Origin of the sequence: uncultured Campylobacter sp. (assembly GCF_938045465.1) — a bacterium.
GTDB lineage: Bacteria > Campylobacterota > Campylobacteria > Campylobacterales > Campylobacteraceae > Campylobacter_B.
Genome location: NZ_CALIBF010000046.1, coordinates 1 through 20,197, shown reverse-complemented (window position 1 = coordinate 20,197; position 20,197 = coordinate 1). Strand labels below are relative to the sequence as shown.

At 46.8% G+C, this 20,197-nt stretch carries 16 protein-coding genes; 1 reads left to right on the top strand and 15 read right to left on the bottom strand.

The genetic code is table 11. From position 1 onward, the window contains the following. Nucleotides 1–3,115, top strand: a 3,115-nt coding sequence (locus Q0413_RS02615; protein WP_298987005.1) for a S8 family serine peptidase, incomplete at its 5' end; no start/stop codon positions are given. A gap of 702 nt (nt 3,116–3,817) precedes the next feature. Here the strand turns inward: Q0413_RS02615 and Q0413_RS02610 are convergent. The 15 genes from Q0413_RS02610 to Q0413_RS02540 all read right to left on the bottom strand — a co-directional run bounded on the left by Q0413_RS02610 (nt 3,818) and on the right by Q0413_RS02540 (nt 19,745). After that, nucleotides 3,818–4,327, bottom strand: coding sequence for a hypothetical protein (locus tag Q0413_RS02610; protein WP_297879947.1), 510 nt, complete (start codon nt 4,325–4,327; stop codon nt 3,818–3,820). Next, a complete protein-coding gene (locus Q0413_RS02605) occupies nt 4,324–5,277 on the bottom strand; it encodes a hypothetical protein (protein WP_298987003.1) in 954 nt (317 codons plus the stop codon). Before Q0413_RS02605 ends, Q0413_RS02610 begins: the two co-directional genes overlap by 4 nt. Next, nucleotides 5,274–5,951, bottom strand: a complete 678-nt coding sequence (locus Q0413_RS02600) for an ABC transporter ATP-binding protein (protein WP_298987002.1) — start codon at nt 5,949–5,951, stop codon at nt 5,274–5,276. Before Q0413_RS02600 ends, Q0413_RS02605 begins: the two co-directional genes overlap by 4 nt. Next, nucleotides 5,948–7,057, bottom strand: a complete 1,110-nt coding sequence (locus tag Q0413_RS02595; protein WP_298986998.1) for an FtsX-like permease family protein — start codon at nt 7,055–7,057, stop codon at nt 5,948–5,950. Before Q0413_RS02595 ends, Q0413_RS02600 begins: the two co-directional genes overlap by 4 nt. Continuing rightward, nucleotides 7,047–7,235: a hypothetical protein gene (locus tag Q0413_RS02590; RefSeq protein WP_297994894.1), complete on the bottom strand. Its 189-nt coding sequence runs from the start codon at nt 7,233–7,235 to the stop codon at nt 7,047–7,049. The genes Q0413_RS02595 and Q0413_RS02590 overlap by 11 nt, the downstream gene beginning before the upstream one ends. Further along, nucleotides 7,232–8,356 carry a nitrous oxide reductase accessory protein NosL gene (locus tag Q0413_RS02585; protein ID WP_298986995.1) on the bottom strand — a complete coding sequence of 375 codons (1,125 nt, stop codon included), beginning with the start codon at nt 8,354–8,356 and terminating at the stop codon, nt 7,232–7,234. The genes Q0413_RS02590 and Q0413_RS02585 overlap by 4 nt, the downstream gene beginning before the upstream one ends. 31 nt (nt 8,357–8,387) lie before the next feature. Further along, nucleotides 8,388–9,221 (bottom strand): tetratricopeptide repeat protein, encoded by an 834-nt coding sequence (locus tag Q0413_RS02580; protein WP_298986992.1) that lies wholly within the window; start codon nt 9,219–9,221, stop codon nt 8,388–8,390. 10 nt (nt 9,222–9,231) lie between these two features. Next, complete coding sequence (gene ccsA, locus Q0413_RS02575) at nt 9,232–11,922, bottom strand: cytochrome c biogenesis protein CcsA (protein ID WP_298986990.1); 2,691 nt, start codon at nt 11,920–11,922, stop codon at nt 9,232–9,234. A 15-nt stretch (nt 11,923–11,937) separates the two neighbouring features. Beyond that, nucleotides 11,938–12,909 (bottom strand): NrfD/PsrC family molybdoenzyme membrane anchor subunit, encoded by a 972-nt coding sequence (nrfD, locus tag Q0413_RS02570; protein ID WP_298986987.1) that lies wholly within the window; start codon nt 12,907–12,909, stop codon nt 11,938–11,940. A 1-nt stretch (nt 12,910) separates the two neighbouring features. Further along, complete coding sequence (locus Q0413_RS02565) at nt 12,911–13,618, bottom strand: 4Fe-4S dicluster domain-containing protein (RefSeq protein ID WP_298986985.1); 708 nt, start codon at nt 13,616–13,618, stop codon at nt 12,911–12,913. A gap of 28 nt (nt 13,619–13,646) precedes the next feature. Then, nucleotides 13,647–14,420: an FKBP-type peptidyl-prolyl cis-trans isomerase N-terminal domain-containing protein gene (locus tag Q0413_RS02560; protein WP_298986984.1), complete on the bottom strand. Its 774-nt coding sequence runs from the start codon at nt 14,418–14,420 to the stop codon at nt 13,647–13,649. A 51-nt stretch (nt 14,421–14,471) separates the two neighbouring features. Then, nucleotides 14,472–16,547 (bottom strand): hypothetical protein, encoded by a 2,076-nt coding sequence (locus tag Q0413_RS02555; RefSeq protein ID WP_005870893.1) that lies wholly within the window; start codon nt 16,545–16,547, stop codon nt 14,472–14,474. Nucleotides 16,548–16,651: 104 nt separating this feature from the next. Beyond that, nucleotides 16,652–18,070 (bottom strand): DUF3365 domain-containing protein, encoded by a 1,419-nt coding sequence (locus tag Q0413_RS02550; protein WP_298986982.1) that lies wholly within the window; start codon nt 18,068–18,070, stop codon nt 16,652–16,654. After that, complete coding sequence (locus Q0413_RS02545) at nt 18,060–18,749, bottom strand: response regulator transcription factor (RefSeq protein ID WP_298986980.1); 690 nt, start codon at nt 18,747–18,749, stop codon at nt 18,060–18,062. The genes Q0413_RS02550 and Q0413_RS02545 overlap by 11 nt, the downstream gene beginning before the upstream one ends. Before the next feature lie 390 nt (nt 18,750–19,139). After that, nucleotides 19,140–19,745, bottom strand: a complete 606-nt coding sequence (locus Q0413_RS02540; protein ID WP_298986978.1) for a DUF6803 family protein — start codon at nt 19,743–19,745, stop codon at nt 19,140–19,142. Between the last annotated feature and the right edge of the window lie 452 nt (nt 19,746–20,197).

Sequence of the window (20,197 nt, the reverse complement as noted above, 5' to 3'; positions counted from 1 at the left end):
TGACGAATATAAAAAAGATTGGGGTTTAACCTCAATGAATGCTTCTACAGCTTATGCGCTAGGCTTTGACGGTAGTGGCGTAAAAATTGGCGTTATGGACTCGGGCGTACTGCTTAGCCACCCAGAATTTGGAGGCGGAAGGATAAATATTGTAAAAAGCAGTGGCGTATACGATAAAGACGGAATGAGGTATCCCGATACTAAATATGGCAATTCACCCTTTAAGGCAGGTTCAAGCAGTGAATACGACGAGACAAATAAGGGTGAGTTTAAAAAGGGCGAAAAATTCGACATCGATGGCTCGTGGCAAGCAGGCGTAAATGATAGCCACGGTACGCATGTGAGCGGTACTATGGCTGCAAGCAGGGACGGTAACGGAATGCACGGCGTAGCGTATAAGTCAAATTTATACTCCGCAAATACAGGCGGCAACGATGGTATGACTTACGGACCAAATCAGGATTACAATTTTTTTCTAAAAGGTTACAACGCGCTTGCCGATGCAGGCGTCAGGGTAATCAACAATAGTTGGGGGTCAAATAGAAAGGTAAATTCCGCCTACTCGGGCGCTACGGGCTATAAACCATCCTCCGGCTTAAGGCATATAAACGAATACAATACGAACATCAGAGATACTATCAGTGTTACTGAAACTAACAACGCTAAAGATCATATGTATCTAAAAGACTTAAACGCAGCCAAAAAAGCTTACTATCAGTTTGTTACTAAAGGCGAGAAAAGCTTCATAGACGCCGCATACGAAGTAGCGGTCAAAAGGCAGGTCATTCAGGTTTTTACGGCGGGAAATAGAAGCCTTATGGCGGAGTCTTTTACTCGTGCAGCCCTGCCGTATTTTAGGCCTGATGCAGAAAAATACTGGGTAAATGTCACGGGACAAAATGGTACTTGGGGCTATCCTAACGGCAGTAACGCAAACGGCGAAGTAAGTGATGCACAGAGATTTAATCTCGCAGGAAATTCCAAATGGTGGACGATCGCCGCACCCGCTGCAGATATTTACTCCTCCACCGTAAATCTAAAAACTAAAAAGGCTTCATACGCTAGCTGGGGTGGTACCTCTATGGCGGCTCCACACGTAAGCGGTGCGTTAGGTGTCATATTTCAGCGCTACCCATATATGAATGCGGCACAGGTCCGCGATACGATGCTTACTACCGCAAGACAAACGACGCTTAGGGCAGGTCACGAAGGGCAACCCTTGGAGCGCTGGGGCAGTGACGGGCTCGGCGTACCAAGCAAAGTCTGGGGCTGGGGTATCTTAGACCTTGGCAAAGCAATGTTTGGTCCTGGGCAATTTTTAGGAAATTTCGACATTACTATGGATCAAGACGATATATGGAGCAACGATATATCTGATAAAGCTATCAAATTTAGAAAAATCGAGGATCAAAACGAAGCAGCCGTTTGGGCAGCAAGAAAAGCCATCCTTGCTTCAAAACAAAATTTAAGCCCAGAGGAAAAAGCTGAGCTTACTTTTGAGACCGCAAGAGAGAAGGCGAGAGCCGAGCGGGCCGCACAGGGCTATGAGGGTGCGCTCATCAAAAGAGGCAGCGGCACCTTAACACTTACGGGCAACAACACTTTCACCGGGGTTACCACTATCTATGGTGGCAAAATTTCGGCGCTCAATCAATCAATCGGTAAAAGCAAACATATCAATGTACAAAATGGCGGCGAACTTGAAATTTTGCACTCTGCAGTATATAGGGTACCTGAAAGGAACGGCTGGCGAAGCGTGAGCAAGGCAAGCGATGCAACTACGGTAAAAGCGACAATCAATAGTGGTGGTGTATTCGTAGTAAATGATGGCGTGAATAATTTAAATTTGAGCTTTAAGCAAGGCTCATTACTAAGAGCAGGGCAAGTTAACACTAGCGATCTTCAAAACCTCGTCGACAACCCCGGCTCTAAGAAAATTTTAACCGCCACGGGCACATTTAGCGGTGCAAATTTAGCGAGCACTCAGGATAGCTATGCGTTTTTCAAAACGAGCAAAGAAGAGGCGAGTGGCTCAAATTTACGCCTTTCGATCCAAAGTGGAACGAGTATGCAAGATTTCGCATTAAGCTCTTCGCAAAGAGCGTTCGCAGATCTACTCGTCGCCAATCGCAGCAGCGGAATTTATACGCAAATTTTAGGCTCAAACCATGCTCAAGCGCGAGAGTATTATAGCGCGTTCGCAAATGATGCTGAATTCGCTGCGGCAAATAATTCCGCGATAAATTCCATAATGATGGCAAGCATCGTTAAAAACCGAGGTGGCGCGAATGCCGTAAATATTGATAAAGACACTAGATTTTGGATCTTTTCGGGCACAAATCGAATTAAATCCGATAAAGATACCGGTATTGGTAAATTGCATTCCGATTCGTTCGTAAATTTAATCGGTATTGACTCTTTAATCGGCGATAGTTCAAGCGTCGGTGTATTTGTAGGCGCAGGGCGTACGGACGATAAAATAAGCGGCACCAAGGAAGTCAAAAGCAAGGATTTTCATAGCGGAATTTATTCCGACATCGGTTTTGAACCCGTTAAATTTAGCTTCGGTGCGATATATTCGAAATATGATCGAGATAGAAAGCTAATCTCATCGGTTTCGCCTATAGCTTACGAATATGTAGGCTCAAATGCCTCTAGTTTAAGTGCATTCGCACAGGTTTCTTATATGGGTTTTAGCAACGCGGACAGCTTTAGTGTAGAACCCTATGCTGGTGTTTCGCATACTCGCACAAAAATAGACAATGTCAGCAACTCTTTGATTCGCATTGAAAACAAAACGCGAAATTTACAAGCCGCAAGCGTTGGTATAAAACCTAGCGTTCCGTTTAGAATCGGCGGAGTAGGTTTAAGAGCAAGTGCAGACGTGGCATATAATCGCTTCTTTTCGGATAAGCAGCCGCAGGCTTATTTATACGTAAACGGGCTAGGTGGTACGCAGCTAAAAGGTGAGAAGTTACAAAACCTAACGACTGCCGAAGCAGGAATCGAGGCGTCTCTTTCAAGCCGTGCTACGCTTAAGCTCTCCTACGTCGGAGCATATGGAAGCGATATTAAATCTAACGGCATAGGACTAAGATTTAGACTGGAATTTTAGTAGAAAGGTAACGATGAATTTCAGTGGCACCGAATTTTGAGCCAAGCGTTTTAATTTGGATCGAATTAGACATTTTTTAATTCTACGGCAAGACGGCGTAGGGGGTGTGAATTTCGCATTTTAAAGGCGATAATTTTCGCGCCTCACGCCGAAAGCCGTATAAAAATTAACGAGCGAGTACGGTCTGGAATTTTAACGCGGACGAAGCGGCAAACGAGCAAGCGATATTGATGGGGTAGCGAACAGGCGGTGCGGGTAGATTAAATTTAACGAGAGCAAGTCGGTGTGAGCCCAGGCAAATGCGAGCTAAATTCCATAAGAGCGGACGAGTGAGAGTTTGGACATAGACGGGTAAATTTAACAATGGTAAACCGATACAGGCTGAATTTTAGGCTAGCTTATGAGCGAATGCGGGATAAATTTCAATGAATACGAATGGACGTAAGCTCAGGCAAATGCGATCAAATTTAATAATTACGAGCGAACGCAAACTCAGACGCGAGCTAAATTTAACGAAAGTAGCAGCAGCGAGCAAAATTTAATAAAAGGTGCGGGCATGAGTAAAAATTTAATCGGCGGGCCGCATCTGCGACAAGTTGCGCCCGCTGCGGAGTTAAATTTTATTTTCTACCTGCCGTAGGGTTAAATTTTATTTCCGATCCATCGCGGGACTAAATTTCATTTTTCGAATTCGCCGCAAGGCTAAATTTTATTTTCCGAAAGCAGGATGTTGATGAGCGGATTTAGCAGCGTTTCGCCGCGAGCGGCGCACAGCACGATCTCGTCGTAGTAGTAGTCGCTCCTGCCGTAGTTGTGAAACTCATACGCGCCAAAGCCGTAGCCCATCGGCGTGATCTCGACGCGCGAGTACCAGGCGTCCTTGGCGATGATGTATTTTTCGGTGTCTTGCGAATAAACCCACACCACGATCTCATCTCTGTTTTTTTGCCGCATCAGCCACATGAAGACGTTTGCGATGTCGTTGAAAAAATATGTATCGCCGTTTGGCATAACGGCCTGAGCGGTGTTGTACAGATCGTTTATCACCGTGCCGCTCTCGTGACATAGATATTTGCCGAATTCGATCTGCAGCGGCTGCTTATCCGTGTTGCCGTGGCGCACGGAAATTTTGGATTCGGCTATATCCATAGACGATATGAGCAGCCCCATCACGCAGGCGAGCAAAACCGCGGCAAAAATTTTCTTAATCATAGCAGCGCGCCCCGCACGAAGTAGTATTTGACGACGTAGGCGCTGCAGATGAGCGCGTTTAGAATGAGCCAGAACGAGGAGTATTTAAGCAGGTGGGTATAGGCACGCTTAGTAATGAGCTCCGTTAAAAACGGCACGATGCCGAAAAATATACCCAAAAACAGCGAGCCCCAAATCGCATAGCCGACGAAGTAATAATCCTTCAAAAGCATACAATACGGGCATTTGTGATTGGGCTGTTCGTAAACGTAAAGCCCGAAAAAATAGGTGATCGCGTAGTATGCGACGAACAAAAAGAGCAAATTCAGAGTAAAACTCGCCATCGACTGCTTTAAGAAATTTAAGATCAAAATGGCGCCTAATATCGCGTAGAAAAAGGTCGCCAAAAGCGCCTGCGTGTAGCCGAACGGAAGCTTCGGCGCGCGAAATACGACCGAGCAGCAAAACACCGGCACACGCAACGGGATATTGGTAAAAAATAGAATTTCTAAAATAAACTCCGCCAAAACGCCAGTAAAAAGAATGGTAAAGATCAGGTATTTGCGCTTTAGATAGGGAAATTTGCCCGCTTTAAGATCGAGGCTGTTTAAAATAAGCCAGAGCCCAAAGCCGAAGATCAGTAAAATTTTTAAAAGCAGTAGGATATTGCCGTAGCGGTTCGAGCCCACGACGCCTGCGGAGCACATCGCGCCGGGCACGATCGAAGAGAGCTCGTTTAGGCAGAGCGCGAAAAATATAAACAAAATGATCTTGCACGCTATCGTGAAGAACAAAATGGTGTTTATGAGATAGTTTCTTTTCTCCAGGGCGTATTGTAAATTTGAGGTGGCGTTAAAGTCCCAGTAGCGCATGATCCGCACGATGTGAAACTGCGAGATCGCCATCAGCGCTATTACGATCAGCTCCACGGCCAAAAACGCGATCACGCTACCCGATAAAAATACGCTCATGCTGAAATTTTTCCGTCTTTTAAAAACACGTATCGATCCACGAAGCTTAGCTCGTCGAAGAGTATATCGTGCGTCGCGATCAAAACGGTCTTTTTAAGCTCTTTGAGCTTTGAGAGCATCTCGATGAAACCGAGCGAGTTTTGTTTGTCCAAATTTGCCGTCGGCTCGTCGGCTAAGATGATCTGCGGATTCATCACGAGCGCCCTAGCGATGGCGCAGCGCTGCTTCTCGCCGCCGCTAAGGCTCGAGACGATCTGATCTTTTTTATGCGCGATATTGGCGATCTGCATCGCTTCGTCTATGCGCGCGCCAAGCTCATCTCTGCTCAGCCGCTCAAGACTAAGCGGCGCAAGGACGTTTTTATAGACGCTAAGCGCCTCAAGCAGGTTGAAAGACTGAAAGATAAAGCCGATTTTTTTATGGCGATACGCGGAGCTTTCGATATCGGCGAGCTTGGAGACGTTTGCGCCGTCCACCAAAACCTCGCCGCTGCTAGGCTTAGCAAGCGCGCCTATGATGGATAGAAGCGTGCTTTTGCCGCTGCCGCTAACGCCTTTTAAGATTACGATCTGCCCCTCTTCGACGCTTAGGCTTATGTTTTTTAAAGCGCGAAACTCGTTCGCCCTGCCCTCGTTGTAAATTTTAAAAAGCTGCTTGATCTCTATCTTGCTCATTTGACCGCCTCGCTCATATCGCCTATAGCGATGCGCCACGAAGGGATGATGACGAAGGCTAAAAACGGGATCACGCTAAAGACGAAGATCAAAAAGAGCATATTGAAATTTATCGCGGGCGTGAAGGTGATGAAATTTCGCAGCTCGCCGCCTAAGAATATATCGCGCAAAAGCGGCGCATCCAGGATAAAAACATAAGCATAAGCGCCCGCGACGCCGAGCAGATACGCACTTAGCGAGACGATGAAATTTTGAATAAATTTCATCGCGATGATGTCCTTTATACAAAAGCCGATGCTGCGCAAGATCGCGATCTCCTTTTTCTTCTCGCCGTATGCGAGCGAAATTTGATTTTTCAGCAAGATGAAAAACGAGATCATCGCCACGGCGTAAAGCACCATAAAAATTCCGCCCTTGTAATAATACAGATGCCTCACTTCGGCTACCGCGTCCTCCGCGCTAAGGGCCTCCGTGTTGGGGTATAAATTTACGATCTTAAGCGCCACTTCGCTTACTTCGTTGGGGTTGGGCACGCTTACGTAGAGCTTGGTGTATTCGCCCTCCTTCAGGCTTAGCACCTCGCGCGCGGTATCGGGGTTGAGATAGATCACGTCGTTTGAGACGATGTTGCTTTCGTGCGGCGAAATTTTATTGATCTTAATCGCGATTAGGCGCTGTTCGGTTAAGAAGTGAAACTCATCCTCGTAGTACCACTCGCCCATCGCCGCTTTTACCCCCTCGCCTACGATCATTTCGTTTTCGCTCAGGCTTTCGTCGCCTACGATATGAAACCAAACGCGCTTTTGAGCGAAGTAATACATCCCGTCCACGGCGCCCTGCACTTCGCTGACGCCCGCGATTTTGGAGATGTCGTAGATATAGCCGTCGTGCATCAGATCGCGTTTGCCCGCGCGCAGAGCCTCTACGACGATGTCGGGTCTGAGCTTGACGACCTTTTCGAGATCGTTTTGAATGGAGCCCGAGATAAAAAGCACCGAGCTTAAAATAAAAACAATAAAGGCGAAGATCGCGAAGCTAAAGGAGTGATCGGCTCTGTCTTTTCGCAGCAGAATTACGGAGTAGTCGATAAAATTTTTACTTATCATAGACGAACTCCGCATAGGCCTTGCTCTTAAAGCTACTTGAGAGCCGCACGTCCTTTATCTCGCGCGCGAGCTTTTGCAGGCACTGCTCGCCCTTTGCGCGATCAAAGCTTACATAATGCACCGCAATGAGCGCGTAAAGGGCGGCAAAAAAGATCGTTAAAGCGCAAATGAGCCTCATAGCCCTTCTATTACGCTCTCTTGAATTTCATCAAATTTAAGTACGCTCTTGCCTCCGTGATCTTTAGCGAAGGTCTTAGCCGCGCTCTCGCTATCAAATGGAATAAGCTCGTCGCCCATCGGCCCTAGGACGTTTGAGCCAAGCACGTAAAAAGCGCTTTTAGCATCGATCTTATGTAGCTTGTAGTAGTCGGTTACGAAAATTTTATCAAAGCCCTTGCCCTTTTGGAAGTAATATTTCATCAGATCTTTCACGCCGTCAAAATACAAGTTCTCGCCGCCTTGAATCTCTATCATCGCCGCCCAGTTAGGGTTTTTACCCACTAGCATGCCGCAGACCGGGCATTTAGCGCCTTGCGGCACGACGATCTTTTCAGGTTTTTTCGCTTTTGTATCTTTACCGCTGCTGCCTAAATTTGCCGGCGCATCCCATAGATACAGCGCCGCAGCTTGCAGGTGTTTGTCGTACTCAGGCTCCTTGCTCGCGCCTTTTGCGTCGCAAACATTTTTGAGATGAGCTTTAAGCTCGGAGATGGCTTTGAAGTTTTTCGCTTCAGTTTTAGCGCAGTTTGCTTCGTAAAATTCCTTACCGTGCGCGTAAACGCCGCCCTCGCGCTTGGCTTTAATCATCTTGTTATCGCCCTCGAAATCCTGCCCCGCAATCTCGTAGGCCTTGGCGAAGCTCATTATCTCGCCGCCGTTTTCGGCTTGGAATTCTTTCGCGTCGGCCTCGGTTGAAAAGGCGTATTTGCTATTTCGCGTCATCGTGCCTTTGACCTTGCTGCCCACGACGTAAAAGGCTTTATTTACGTCGATCAAATTTAGATTTTTCGTATCGACGACCTGTGCATCGCTTGGAATTTTTCCCTCCGTAATCTCGTACAAGCAGTGCAGAGAAGCTACTTGCTTGCCGTTCCAAACGTGGTTAGTTTTATAGAATTTAACCAAATTCATTCCGCAAACGGCGCAGTATTCTTTGCCCTCGCCGCTTCCTACGAGCGTAGCTTTGCTAGGATCCACGCTTTGAAACATAGGCTTTGCCGGTTTATTGGCCCCGTCCATCGAGGCACCGAAAACGAACGCAACGAGCGCAGCCGAAGCTAAAAACGAACGTAAAATCATACTATCTCCTTAAAAATTTGATGTTTTAAATCTACTTACTAATCGAATTTAAAAATTCCAAATTCTCGCATCCCATCTTGATGCCGCCGTCGCAGCTTTTTTTGAAAAACTCTTTTGCTTTGGCATTATCGGACTTCACGCCCTTACCCTCGGCATACATTATGGCTAAATTATTGCAACCGTCGAAGTGGCCGAGGCTGCACGCCTTTTCATACTGCTGCTTTGCCTGCTTATAATCCTGGTCCACCCCCTGCCCGAAGGCGTATAGATAGCCCAGATTGTTGCAGCCAATGCCGATGTCGCCGCCGCAAGCCTTTTCGTAAAAAATTTTAGCCTTTGCAAAGCTTTGCTGCACGCCTTCGCCTTTCAGATACAGATAGCCCAGGTTGTTACAGCCCATCATATCGCCGTAGGTGCAGGCCTTCTCATAAAGGCTCGCCGCCCTAGCGACGTCCTTTGCGAGCCCGGCGCCGTTTGCGTATAAAAGCCCAAGCGATGTGCAGCCTTCGTTATCCTTGCAGGCTTTTTCATAATAAGCCGCGGCTTTGGTAAAATTTTGATCCGCGCCGTTGCCGCTTTCGTAGATATAGCCTAGATTGTTGCACGCAAGCGCAAATTTAGCGCTGCACGCCTTCTCGTAGAGGCTGATCGCCTTTTCGAAATTTTTCTCTACGTTGCCGGTGCCCTCAAAATACAAAACGGCTAGATTATAGCAGCCCGAAGCTTTATTTTCCAAACCGCACGCTCGCTCGTAAATTTCTGCGAGTTTTTTATGATCGCCGCTTTGCTGAGCTTGAATGCCCTCGCTGATAAAGCCCGCGTTTGCCGCGGCTGCCAAAGCAAGCGCTATTAGAAATTTTTTCAAATTTACTCCTTTATATCGTTTTTACGTCCCTGCCTCTGAAAGCAAGAGCGATTATTAAAAATACCGCCGCTATTATACAATAAAATGGCGCGGGTATCTGTGGCGTATCGCCCGCGGCGTAAGAGTGCATGCCGGTGAGGTAGAAATTTACGCCGAAATAGGTCATTATGATCGAGCTATACGCGAGCGTCGAACTCACGCAATAAACATAGATAGAGCCGAGTTTCGGGATAAATTTCAGATGCAGCACGATCGCATAGACGATGATCGAGACATACGACCAGGTCTCTTTGCTATCCCAGCCCCAGTATCGCCCCCAGCTCTCATTCGCCCATACGCCGCCGAAGAAATTTCCTAGCGTCAGCATCGAAAGCCCCACGATGAGGCTGATCTCATTTATCGCCGTTATATATCTGATCTGAGCGTTAAGCCGCTCGCAATTGGCGCTGTTTTTAAGCGCCATCAAAACAAGAGCCAAAAGCCCAAGCAGGCAGCTAAGCCCCAAAAATCCGTAGCTAGCCGTGATAACCGAGACGTGGATGCTAAGCCAATAGGACTTTAGCACCGGCACGAGGTTAGTAATCTGCGGATTTACAAAGCTCATATGCGCTACTAGCATCACGATGCTGGCTAGCAAGCAGCTTGCGCTTAGCGTAAGTAGGGACTTCCTAAAAAATATGATCCCCGCAAGCGCCGCCGACCAGCCGATGTAGATCATCGACTCATAGCTATCGCTCCACGGCGCGTGAGCCGCGACGTACCAGCGCAGCGCAAGCGCAAGGGTATGTGCTATAAAACATATCGCAAAGGCCGCAAATAAAATTTTTTGCGCTAGCGCAAAGCGCTTACCGCAAAGTGCGCCCAAAAGCGCCAAAACAAGAGCTATACCACCCAGTATCATATAGCAATAAACGAGCTTTTTGAAAACCGAAGCTTTGTTGTAAAACACCTCAGCCTTGACGCGGTTTTCGCTTGGAAGTATAGCTGCCGAGGTGGCTCTTTGGTAGTTTTTCAGCTCCGCAAGTGCTGCATCCGCTTTAGTCCAATCATTATCCGAAATTCCGTCTTGCAGGCCGTTTAGATAGTCGTTTAGCACGCCTTTGATCTGCGGAGAGATACTATAATCCGCGAAGGCGTCGTTCGGCGAGAGCCAGGTGTTTTGCGGATCGTTCGGCACGGGGATAAATTTAAAAAACACCCCTCTAAAGGTCAGATACGCGATATTTAGCCGCTCGTCGAATTTAATCAGCTCGTTATCGAGCACGCTGCGGCGCGAGGCGCTTTTTTCATTCGCTTCGTCCACGGCGCGCGCGAGCTTGTAGTTGCCGTTTTCATCAAAGACCGAATTAAAGCTCGCATATCGCTCCTGCGGCGCTAAGCCTAGCATCTTTTTGATCTCGTCGTTTTTGATCTTGATGATCTTTTGATCGCGCCAAAACGCGGGGTTTAGGCTCATTCCTAGGATCATCTGCTCGGCGCTTAAGCCGTAGAGCGAATCCGTGCCTGAAATTTTATTCACGATCTCGCTTGCTTCGGTGCTAAGCGGCTTGATTCTACCCATGTAATCTTGCACCAAAAGCTCCGCAAACGCGCCGTTTGCGTGAACGCGCGAGTTGGCTTTAAGGTTTGCCAGATAGTTTTCATCCGCGGCGCGAAGCTCAATGCTGAAAAAAAGCGGCGCAATCAAAAGAAGCGCGGCGGGCGCGTTATTTTTGATAAATTTAGCGAGCTTTTTAAACCTGCTGCCCGCAGTAAAAAGATTGCCGATAAATCCGACGCAAAGCAAGAAATAGCCAAAATAGGTGGGGATTTTACCCGGATCGCGGTTAAGCTCCAGCACCGTGCCCAGCTCGTCGGTATCGTAGGAGGATTGAAAGAGCTTAAAGCCGTCAAAGCTTAGCGGATGGTTCATATAAATTTCATGCTCCCCCGCGCTTTTGCCCTCTTTTAAAATTTCAACGTCGCTGGCGTAGGATGATGGGCTTTGCGAGCCCGGGTAGCGCTCGAGCTTAAATTTCAAAAGCTTTACCGCAAACGGAAGTTCTATGAGTTTCGAGCCCCAGCTTAGCATTATCTCCTCGCCGTCAAAGTTTAAAATTTTAGGTTCCCCGAGCCAGCCAGCGCCGCCACGAAGCTCCGCTTCTTGCTCGCTTCCGCCCTCAAAGCCCGCTTTTACCGCAAGCGTGCCCTGCTCGCCTTTGGGTGCAGGTTTGTAGGAGCTAAATTTGACGGTGAAGCTTTTAGAATTTATATTTTGCGTGAAGCTAAAATCGTTATCGCCGATCTGAGATAGATTTAGCGGGTGCTCAAACAGCGCGTCTTGCGTACGGATTTGCAAGTATGGTTTGACGCTCACCATCTCATTTTCGCTCTCGCCCGCTCTAACGTGCAGCACACCCTCGGTGCCGAAATAGCGCGTCAGCGCCGCGCCGACAAAGATAACGATAAATGCCGCATGAAGCACGAAGGAGCCGAAGCGGCGCCACATTTTGGTTTTTATGATTATGCCGAGCAGGCTCAGCGTCGCAGCGCCCATGACGCACTCGTACCAGCGCGCCTCATAGACTAAAATTTTAGCAGTTTGCGTATCGTAAATGCTCTCTAAGAAGGTTGCGACGCCGGCACCTGCGGCTAGGATAAAGAGGAGGCAGAGCGCAAACTTGTAAGAGATGAAAAATTTTAATATTTTTAGCGCGCTCATTAACCCTCCGCAGTTTTACATTATTATATCGTAAGTTTGCCCTGCGTATAGTATAAACATTCTAAGAAGTAATACCCCAACCACGCTAGCAAGCGCACTAACGTAGAACGCAAACGCGGTGTGAGCGATCTTTTTGCCCAGTGCGAAATTTAAAACGAGCGGTACGCAAAAGCCTACGCCCACGACGCCTAGCCAAAACATCTTCGCATAAAATCCCTCGTTAAATGCGACGCTCGCGGCTTTTTGCACGTCGCTGCCAGTGATAAGCGAGACGAAAATCATACCGATTAGTAAAATTTCCATCGCCAAAACCGGCCACTCGACCGCGTGTAAAATTTTAAGATCGCCGCCGTGCGGATCCGCTTTAAAGAAAAGCGCGGCTATGAGGCTTGAGCCCGCAATTCCCGCCGATAAGCCAGATGCCACGAAAAGCGCAGGTAAAACGGCGGTATTAAGGATAGGAAATCTAACTAAAACCGAGATCAAAAAGCCCGTATAGGCGCAGATCGCGACCGCAAAAACAAGCGTAAGCGCAAGAAGCAGCGGGCGAAGCGCGTTTAAAATTTTCATTACGAGCGCAAAAAGCCCTTTTAAAAAAGTAAGTCTGCGCGATAAAAATCCGCTAAGATCAGCTTCAAACGCATAAAGGCAAGCTACGAAGCTAAGCGGGATATAGACGCAAAGCGCCGCCACGCCCACGGACATAACCGAGGTGAAGTTATAATTAATCAAAATTTTCCAAAAAAGAAGCGGTCGCTCTAAATCGGCTACCAGACAAACCATACCGAGTAAGATCGCTACGAAAGATAGCAGCGACGCAGCCTTAAACAGCGGCGTGCTTTCGGTCTGCTTTTTATAAAATTTGACGAGGATCGCGACTACCAAAGCGCCGCCGCTCATACCCGCTAGCAAAAGATAAACCGCTATCGGCCAGCCCCACTCTACGCCGTGCGAGAAGGTCGCAGTGAAATTTATAGCTCCGTTCATATCACACCCCCAATCTAACCGCAGGAATATAGCGCAGGCTCGGCTTCGTGCCGCACTCCGGGCGCATTCGCAGGCTGTCTTTTACGCGAAGTAGCTTGCTGATGTGCGAGCTTTCGTCGTTTAGATCGCCGAATACGATCGCCTCGTATCTGCACGCCTCGATGCAGGCAGGCTCGTGACCGTCTTTTAAATTCGTATCCAAGCAGAAGTTGCAGCTCTCTGCGGCTTTGGTATTGTGGTTTATGAAGCGTACGTCGTAAGGACAGGCGACGATGCAGTATTTACAGGCGATGCAATCGTCGGTGTTCATCGTCGTGATGCCGGTTTTTTCGTCTTTGTGGCAGGCTTTCGTCGGGCAAACTTTTACGCACGGCGCGTCCTCGCACTGCTGACAAGACACTCTAACATAGCGCTTTTCCTTCAAATTTAGCGGATCGGTTTTATCCTGGATAAAAAGCCTCATCTGACCTTTCGGAACCAAATTTACCTTTTTACAGGCTATCTCGCAGTCGGTGCAGCCCACACATTTGTTCTGATCGAATATCATGCCGTAGTGCGGCTTTTTCGGCTCTTGCTTTTTAGCGCTCGCATTTGCGTCCTGCGCGCTTTTATCCGCGCTATTTTGCGCGAGTAAGCTTGAGGCGATTGCGCCAAGCCCCAAAGAGCCGAGTGCGGCGGATTTTATAAAATTTCTTCTTTGCTTTTGCATATTCTCCTCCGACTAAATTTAAGCAAAACTACTTTGTTTTGTTCGCGTCGTGAAAGCTTTTAGCCTCGCTCTCGCTAAGCTTTTTGGCTGCATCGGCAAGCTCACCGGGCTTTAAAACTTTTAGTAGTTCGGCTTCAAAAATCACCACAGAACCCGCAGGAATTCTATCTACGTCCACGTTGCCGTAGGCTAAATTACTAGGGATTATAAATTTATATTTCGAGCCTGTATTCATCAAAAGCAATCCCTCGCGTAATCCGTCGATTAAGCCTATCATAGAAAGATGCGCCGGAATTTTAGATGCGAAAGTATCGTCAAATACGCTACCGTTCGTCAAATACGCCTTGTAGTTCATCACTACTACGCTCTCAGGCTTTGGCTTTTCGCCCATACCTAGCTTTAGAATTTCATATTGAAGACCGGATTTCGTGGTTTTAACGTCCGGATTTTTGGCATTTTTCGCCATAAATTCCTTGCCCGCTTTTAAATTTTTATCAAGCTCCGCTTTGGAATTTGTTTCTACGATCTTATTTAGCTTATCGGCTCTTTGATTCAAAAGCGCAATAATTTCCTCATCTTTTAGCTTCTGCTGCTTTTTAAGAGCGTCCAAAAACCCCTCTATCACCGCATCTAAGTCGTACTTGACGCCTAATGCGGCTTGTGAATGCAGCTGGTTTGAAACATAGCTTCCGGTAGAAGCTCCGATGCTATAAGATTCTTTTTGTTCTTGCGTAGTTAAATTCGCGCTCAACGCGCAGCTTGCCAAAACGATAGGCAAGAAAATTTTTAGTCTTTTTTGCATACATTTGCCTTTTAAATTTCGGGGCCGCGAGCTTACGCGACCCCGAAAGAATTATAAATTATTATTTAGAATTCTTTGAGCCTCTTTGATATACTCTTTAGCGGCTTCTAGCCTTTGCTTAGTATATTTAAAGCCATGCATTCCCCATGAGCCGTCTTTTTCGATAAGATCGACGGTGTCTTGAGCTTTTTCGATTAGCTCATAGACGCGAGTTTTATCACTGGAGTTAAGCTTTTTAGTCTCAAGGATAGAGTAAATTCCTTGAATACCGATCTTAACTTGCGAGAAATCGCTCTTAATTGGAGTTTGCCAGCCCATAACCTCATCGTAAACCTGCTTTTGGTTCTTGAAGTGAAGTGTCTCTTTTAGCTCGGAAACGACAGGACTGTGGCAGCCTTTGGTATCTTGCATATCTTTATCCGCCCAAGATGTTCGTGCGCACGACCACATAAGATCGACGAAATTTCGTCCATCTTTATTTCTTTGGAAGTGCCAATCTTTCGCATCTCTTGGACCTTTAGCGGCATCGCCTGCGACTAGAGATTTTCTAGCAGGATCGATGTCGATCTTCCAGATGTGCGATCTTCTTTGAGTATCAAATCCCGCGTTGTCTTGGAACTGAATAGCGTAGAAGTTCTCGCAGCTCATCATAAACGGCATGTGGCAAGATGCGCAAGTGTTGTCTTTATGCGTATCGGCTCTTGCAGCGATGTAGGCTTGCTCTTGGTGGCAATCTTTGCACTCTTTTGTGATCTTAGGCTTTGTATAAAACGCGCTCAAATAGCCCTGCTCTGAGTTGTAATTTACACCCTTGACGGTTTTATCGCCAACTACCGGTCCGGTGTTATCGTGCGGATCGTGGCAGGTTACGCAGCGCATACCCTTCTCGTAGTGAGCGGTAAAGTAGGACTGAGAGCCTTCAGAGCCACATCCTGGTCCCATAGATTTAAATTTAGAGCTAAGAGATAGATCGGGATTTCCGTTGTTTAGCGGATTAGCACGAGCTAAATCAGGGCTATAGTTAAATCTTTGGTGGCAGCGTTCGCAGTTTGAGGTTCTAAAATTTGTAGCGCCGTCAAGGTGACCGCCCGCTCCATGACACTCTTCGCAGGTGATACCCTTGGAGATAGTGTGCTTTTGAAGCTCTTTTGCGTTACCCAAAGCAGCATAGAATTCTTTTTTAGTTTTAAAATCGAATTTGAATGGGTGGCAGACTTCGCAATACGAGCTGTTTGCTTGGAAAAACATCGATTTTTTGTATTTTGCAGCATACGACGCAAGACCTCTTACGTAACCGCCGTTATCGCCATAATCGGCTAGAGTTTCCGGGAATTCCGGAACGATCTTTTTGATCTTTTTGACCGTCTCATCGTCTAAATTTAACGCCCAAGTCCTTTGGAATTGGTTGCCGCCCGCTACGATTTGACCGGTGCCATCTCTTAGCAAGCCGCCCTCTACGTGATAGGTTCCGCGTAGAAGCCATGCATCTACGTAGCCAAATTTTGTCCTTAAGTGTCCCACGGTCGCATAAATTACGTCAGGGGTAATACCTTTTGGAAGGATCGACGCCGTATCCGGGCTAAATACAGGATCGGTTAGGTTGTTATTAACCTCCGGGTGCTCGCCCGGGAAGCGGATAGTAGTGGCGTGGCGCGATCTGCTCCATGTCTCATACTGCGCAGGGTGGCACTCGCCGCATTTTTCAGGACCTATGAATTTATTCGGAAATTGCAAAGAAGAGCCCGCAGGGATTCTATACATCATAGAGCTATAGCCCTTGCCGTCGTCTCTTTTGCTAGCCTTTGAAAAGTCAAATCCATGCCCTTCCGCAAGCCACTCCAAACCTCGGTCGTGTACATCCATCTTACCGACCGTCTTACCGCCGTATTTGGTAAAAATCGGGTGGTTTTTAAATAGCCAGTCATACATCTCTCGCTCTTCTACGACGTAGTCCTGCAAGGATATGACGCCTCTGCTTTGCAACGTGCCCTTAGGATTTGCGATGACGTCGCGCGATTTTTGCGACATTTCCATCTCATGCCCCATGCCTTCATCAGCACAGGCTCCTGCGGCAAAAATGCTAATACAGGCTAGCGCGCCGAGTAGCATCTTATTCCATTTTTTCATGGCTCCTCCTTTGAAAATCGAAATTTTAAATTAGCAAAGTTCTACGCTCGAAATAATATCAACAAAAAAGGGTGAAAAAGGGAGAAATTTAATGAAGTCTAAATTTAACGAAAAGAGATCGTAAATATCGCGCCTTCGTCGGAATTCGCAGCGCTTATGCTCCCTCCGTTTTTTTCGATTATCATCTTACTCATGTATAGCCCGAGTCCGCTGCCCTGCTGTTTCGTCGTAAAGTGCGGCTCAAAAATTTTATCTAGCTGCGCTTCATCGATGCGGCTTGCGTTATTTTCGATCGTAATCACTCGCTCGCCCTGCTTTAAAAACGAGCGAATTTTAATCTCGCGCCGTTTAAGCGGCACGTCCAAAAACGCCTCCTTTGCGTTGTTTATGATATTTATGAGCACCTGGATGAGCTCGTTTACGTTGCCATAAAGCGTGAAATTTTCTTCTATCCGCACGCTTATGTCGATGACGTGCTTTTTAAGCGAGGCATTTAAAATTTTACGCGCCTGCTCGATCGCTTCGCTGGCGCTAAATTCCTTCTTCGGCATGTTCGGATTGAAGAAATTTTTAAAATCCTCGATCGTATCGCTCATAAATTTCACCTGCTCGCCCGCATCCCTGATGCCGCCCTCGAGCCTCTCTTTTGAGAGCTTGCCCCGCTCGTTGTAAAGCTCTAAATTTATGAGCGTAGAGCTGATCTGCGATAGTGGCTGGCGCCACTGGTGCGAGATATTGCCGATCATCTCGCCCATGAGCGCGAGGCGGCTTTGATTTATCATCAAAAGCTGGGTTTGCATCTTTAAGGTCTCGTTTTTTTTGTGAATTTTATAGATACAAAATATACAGATCAAAAATACCACAAGCAAGCTTAGGCCGCTAACGACAAACTCTTTGGTGTGATAGAGCAGAATGCTTTTTATCGGAATTTTAAAGCTTATCATAGCGATCGTATCGCCTAGGCCGCCTTTTAAATTTCCCACGTCTCCGTAGAGCTCTTGCATCTTTTTAGGCGCTGCGTTGATGCTGTGGCACTCGGTGCACGAAGGCTGAGAGTTTGTTATCGGTAGACTCAAAAGATACGAGGCGCCACCTTTATCATAGACGATTCTGGAATATTCTTTATATTTGCTTTCTTTAAAGCCCTCTAAAATTTCATTCTCAAACTCGCTTCCCTCATGCTCGGGATTGAGCGGATCGGTGGCGACGAGCTTGTAGTCGTAGTTGATATTTTCTTTGGCGAGCTGAATTTTATAAATTTCGCGCGTTATGTAGGTCGAGGACATCAGCCTCGGATCGAAAAAATCCTCGTTTAGAAGCTTTTTTTCTTTAAGCTCGTTTATTAGCGGGCGCTGCACGGTCGAGACGTAATCGCGTACCGCATTCATCGTATCTAGGATATAAAACGCCTCGCGCCTCGTGTCCTTTAGCGCAAGCTCGCGGTAAAAGTTAAAAACCAAAGCCGTAATTACGATATATAGCAGCACGAAAAGCGCTACGATAAATTTAAATTTATACTTCAAAGAGATACCCCACCGCATATAAATTTTTGATCACGTCCTTGCCGATCTTGCGGCGTAGCTCTTTGACGATCGCCTTGATCGCCTCCTTGCTGGGCTGCTCGAACTCCCACATATAGTCGAATAGCTGCTCGTAGGTTACGGTTTGATTTTTGCGCGCTAAAAAGTACTCCAAAAGCTTGCTCTCGCTTTTGGAAAGATGACAGGCGCTGTCTTTGACGTAGATGATTTTTTTGGCAAAATCATACTTCAGCTCATCGTTTATACTCAATATCGGCGCGTGATTTATCAGCTCCGCAGCAACGTCTTGCAACGCCTTTATAAAGGCGTTTTTGTCGTACGGCTTAGGCAGATACCTGGTGATCTTAAGCTCCACCGCCCGCCACAGATACTCCTGCTCGGTGTGGCTCGAAAGTATCACGATCGGCACTGAGATACCCGCGGCACGGATCTTTTTAACGACCTCTAGCCCGTCCATATGCGGCACGCCGATATCAAAAACTAGCGCATCGTACGAACCGCTCATCGCCTCATCAAGCGCCTCCAGCCCGTCCTTAACCCCCACTACTTCGCCGAAAAACAGCTGCAGCGATTCGGTTATATTTTTTAAAATCCCAGGCTCATCCTCTAGGCAAAGGACCCTTTTATTGGACAAAACATCCAATAATTCGTAATCTTGCATACTCTATCCGCCTCCAAGCTTAGCGCATTTCATTCTTAATCATCTCTTAAATATAACTCGCTTAAATTATATAAATTTAGCATTAAACTAACGTTAAAAAATATACCAAAGCGGTTTGCACGCAAATTTAAACCTGCAACCGCCTATGTGCAAGCTTTGCGCCTGCATAAGTTGGATAAAAATATCACAAGAACATAAAAAGGCGGGGCGATAAGCTTGATATTAAATTTTACCGCCTCGCAGGCGACAGATGAAAGGCGGTAAAATTCTATTTAGAGGGGCTTGCATATGCATTTCGCAGACAAAGGCAATCAAATCATAAAGATCTATTAGCTCCGCAGCTCGGCGGGATAGAATTTTAAAATTTAGCCCAAGCCGGGCATACTAAAGTTAATGTGAATGCTCCATCTTTGAGTGATCCATGCCGCCGTGATCCATGTTCTCCATCGAGCCATGATTCATATGCGAATGATCCATCCCCTCCATCGAACCCATATCGTGGCTCATCCCGCTCATCGAGCCATGATCCATCATAGAATGATCCATGCCACTCACACCTGGATCGGTCATTCCAAAAATCATCGCGACGTGTCCTAGCACCAAAAATACAATCAGCGCCAAGAAATGAAATTTAAGCCTAGCTCTAAATTCCGCTCCTTTTGCGATAACTCCGAGCTCCAAAAGTAGCAGCACCAGCGCAGGCAGCGCCGCCGCTACGTATGCCGCCAAAGCTAAGGTGTCCGCAGCGCCACGTAAATGAATAGCGGGCAAAATTTTAACCGCTACGTAAATGATTAATATCGTAAAATAAGCGCCGAGAATGATGCTAAGGCATTTATTGATTTTTAGTGCCAAAGAGCCCTCCTTCGCGCGGTACAAGCTAAAAAATTCGCTCGCTACTATCGCTTCTGCTAAGCCCATCGGCACCGCCATAAATAAAATCAAATTCCACGGCTGATTTGCCATCAAAAGTTCCATGTAATTCGTCATTGCCATGTTTTCTCCTTATTTTGGTTTAAAGGGCGCAATTCTAGCGGCTTTCAGTAAAAAATTTTAAAACGATAGACAGGATTAGGCAAATCTTTAATCTTATACTTTTCCGTAAAATGATTTGAGCTGCATCTTAAAACTCGCTCACAAATATTAAATTTATCTCGCCTCGCACGCCGTCTCTTTGTATCTAACGCGAAATTTAGAAAATTTATATTTGCAAATGCAGATACATTAAATTTATCCGAAACGCTTTAAATTCCGTAAAATTTCAGCTTCGCAAAGATAGAATTACAAAATTTTTTAAAAGGATTTAGAATGAAAAACTCCCTCCTGTTTGTCTGCGCGGCGCTGATTATATGCGGCTGCTCTAACTCGGAGCATCCAGAGCCAGGCGTTTCGCATTGCAGCGAGCCTAAAATGGACGAGGCGTCGCATCAGATGATTCAAATTTGCGG

What these genes read in the sequence shown, in the direction of transcription:
- nrfD (WP_298986987.1), bottom strand. Translation starts at nt 12,909, where the DNA reads ATGAACGGAGCTATAAATTTCACTGCGACCTTCTCGCACGGCGTAGAG.
- Q0413_RS02595 (WP_298986998.1), bottom strand. Translation starts at nt 7,057, where the DNA reads ATGATAAGTAAAAATTTTATCGACTACTCCGTAATTCTGCTGCGAAAA.
- Q0413_RS02585 (WP_298986995.1), bottom strand. Translation starts at nt 8,356, where the DNA reads ATGATTTTACGTTCGTTTTTAGCTTCGGCTGCGCTCGTTGCGTTCGTT.
- Q0413_RS02565 (WP_298986985.1), bottom strand. Translation starts at nt 13,618, where the DNA reads ATGCAAAAGCAAAGAAGAAATTTTATAAAATCCGCCGCACTCGGCTCT.
- Q0413_RS02540 (WP_298986978.1), bottom strand. Translation starts at nt 19,745, where the DNA reads ATGGCAATGACGAATTACATGGAACTTTTGATGGCAAATCAGCCGTGG.
- Q0413_RS02555 (WP_005870893.1), bottom strand. Translation starts at nt 16,547, where the DNA reads ATGAAAAAATGGAATAAGATGCTACTCGGCGCGCTAGCCTGTATTAGC.
- Q0413_RS02605 (WP_298987003.1), bottom strand. Translation starts at nt 5,277, where the DNA reads ATGAGCGTATTTTTATCGGGTAGCGTGATCGCGTTTTTGGCCGTGGAG.
- Q0413_RS02545 (WP_298986980.1), bottom strand. Translation starts at nt 18,749, where the DNA reads ATGCAAGATTACGAATTATTGGATGTTTTGTCCAATAAAAGGGTCCTT.
- Q0413_RS02610 (WP_297879947.1), bottom strand. Translation starts at nt 4,327, where the DNA reads ATGATTAAGAAAATTTTTGCCGCGGTTTTGCTCGCCTGCGTGATGGGG.
- Q0413_RS02600 (WP_298987002.1), bottom strand. Translation starts at nt 5,951, where the DNA reads ATGAGCAAGATAGAGATCAAGCAGCTTTTTAAAATTTACAACGAGGGC.
- Q0413_RS02560 (WP_298986984.1), bottom strand. Translation starts at nt 14,420, where the DNA reads ATGCAAAAAAGACTAAAAATTTTCTTGCCTATCGTTTTGGCAAGCTGC.
- ccsA (WP_298986990.1), bottom strand. Translation starts at nt 11,922, where the DNA reads ATGAGCGCGCTAAAAATATTAAAATTTTTCATCTCTTACAAGTTTGCG.
- Q0413_RS02590 (WP_297994894.1), bottom strand. Translation starts at nt 7,235, where the DNA reads ATGAGGCTCATTTGCGCTTTAACGATCTTTTTTGCCGCCCTTTACGCG.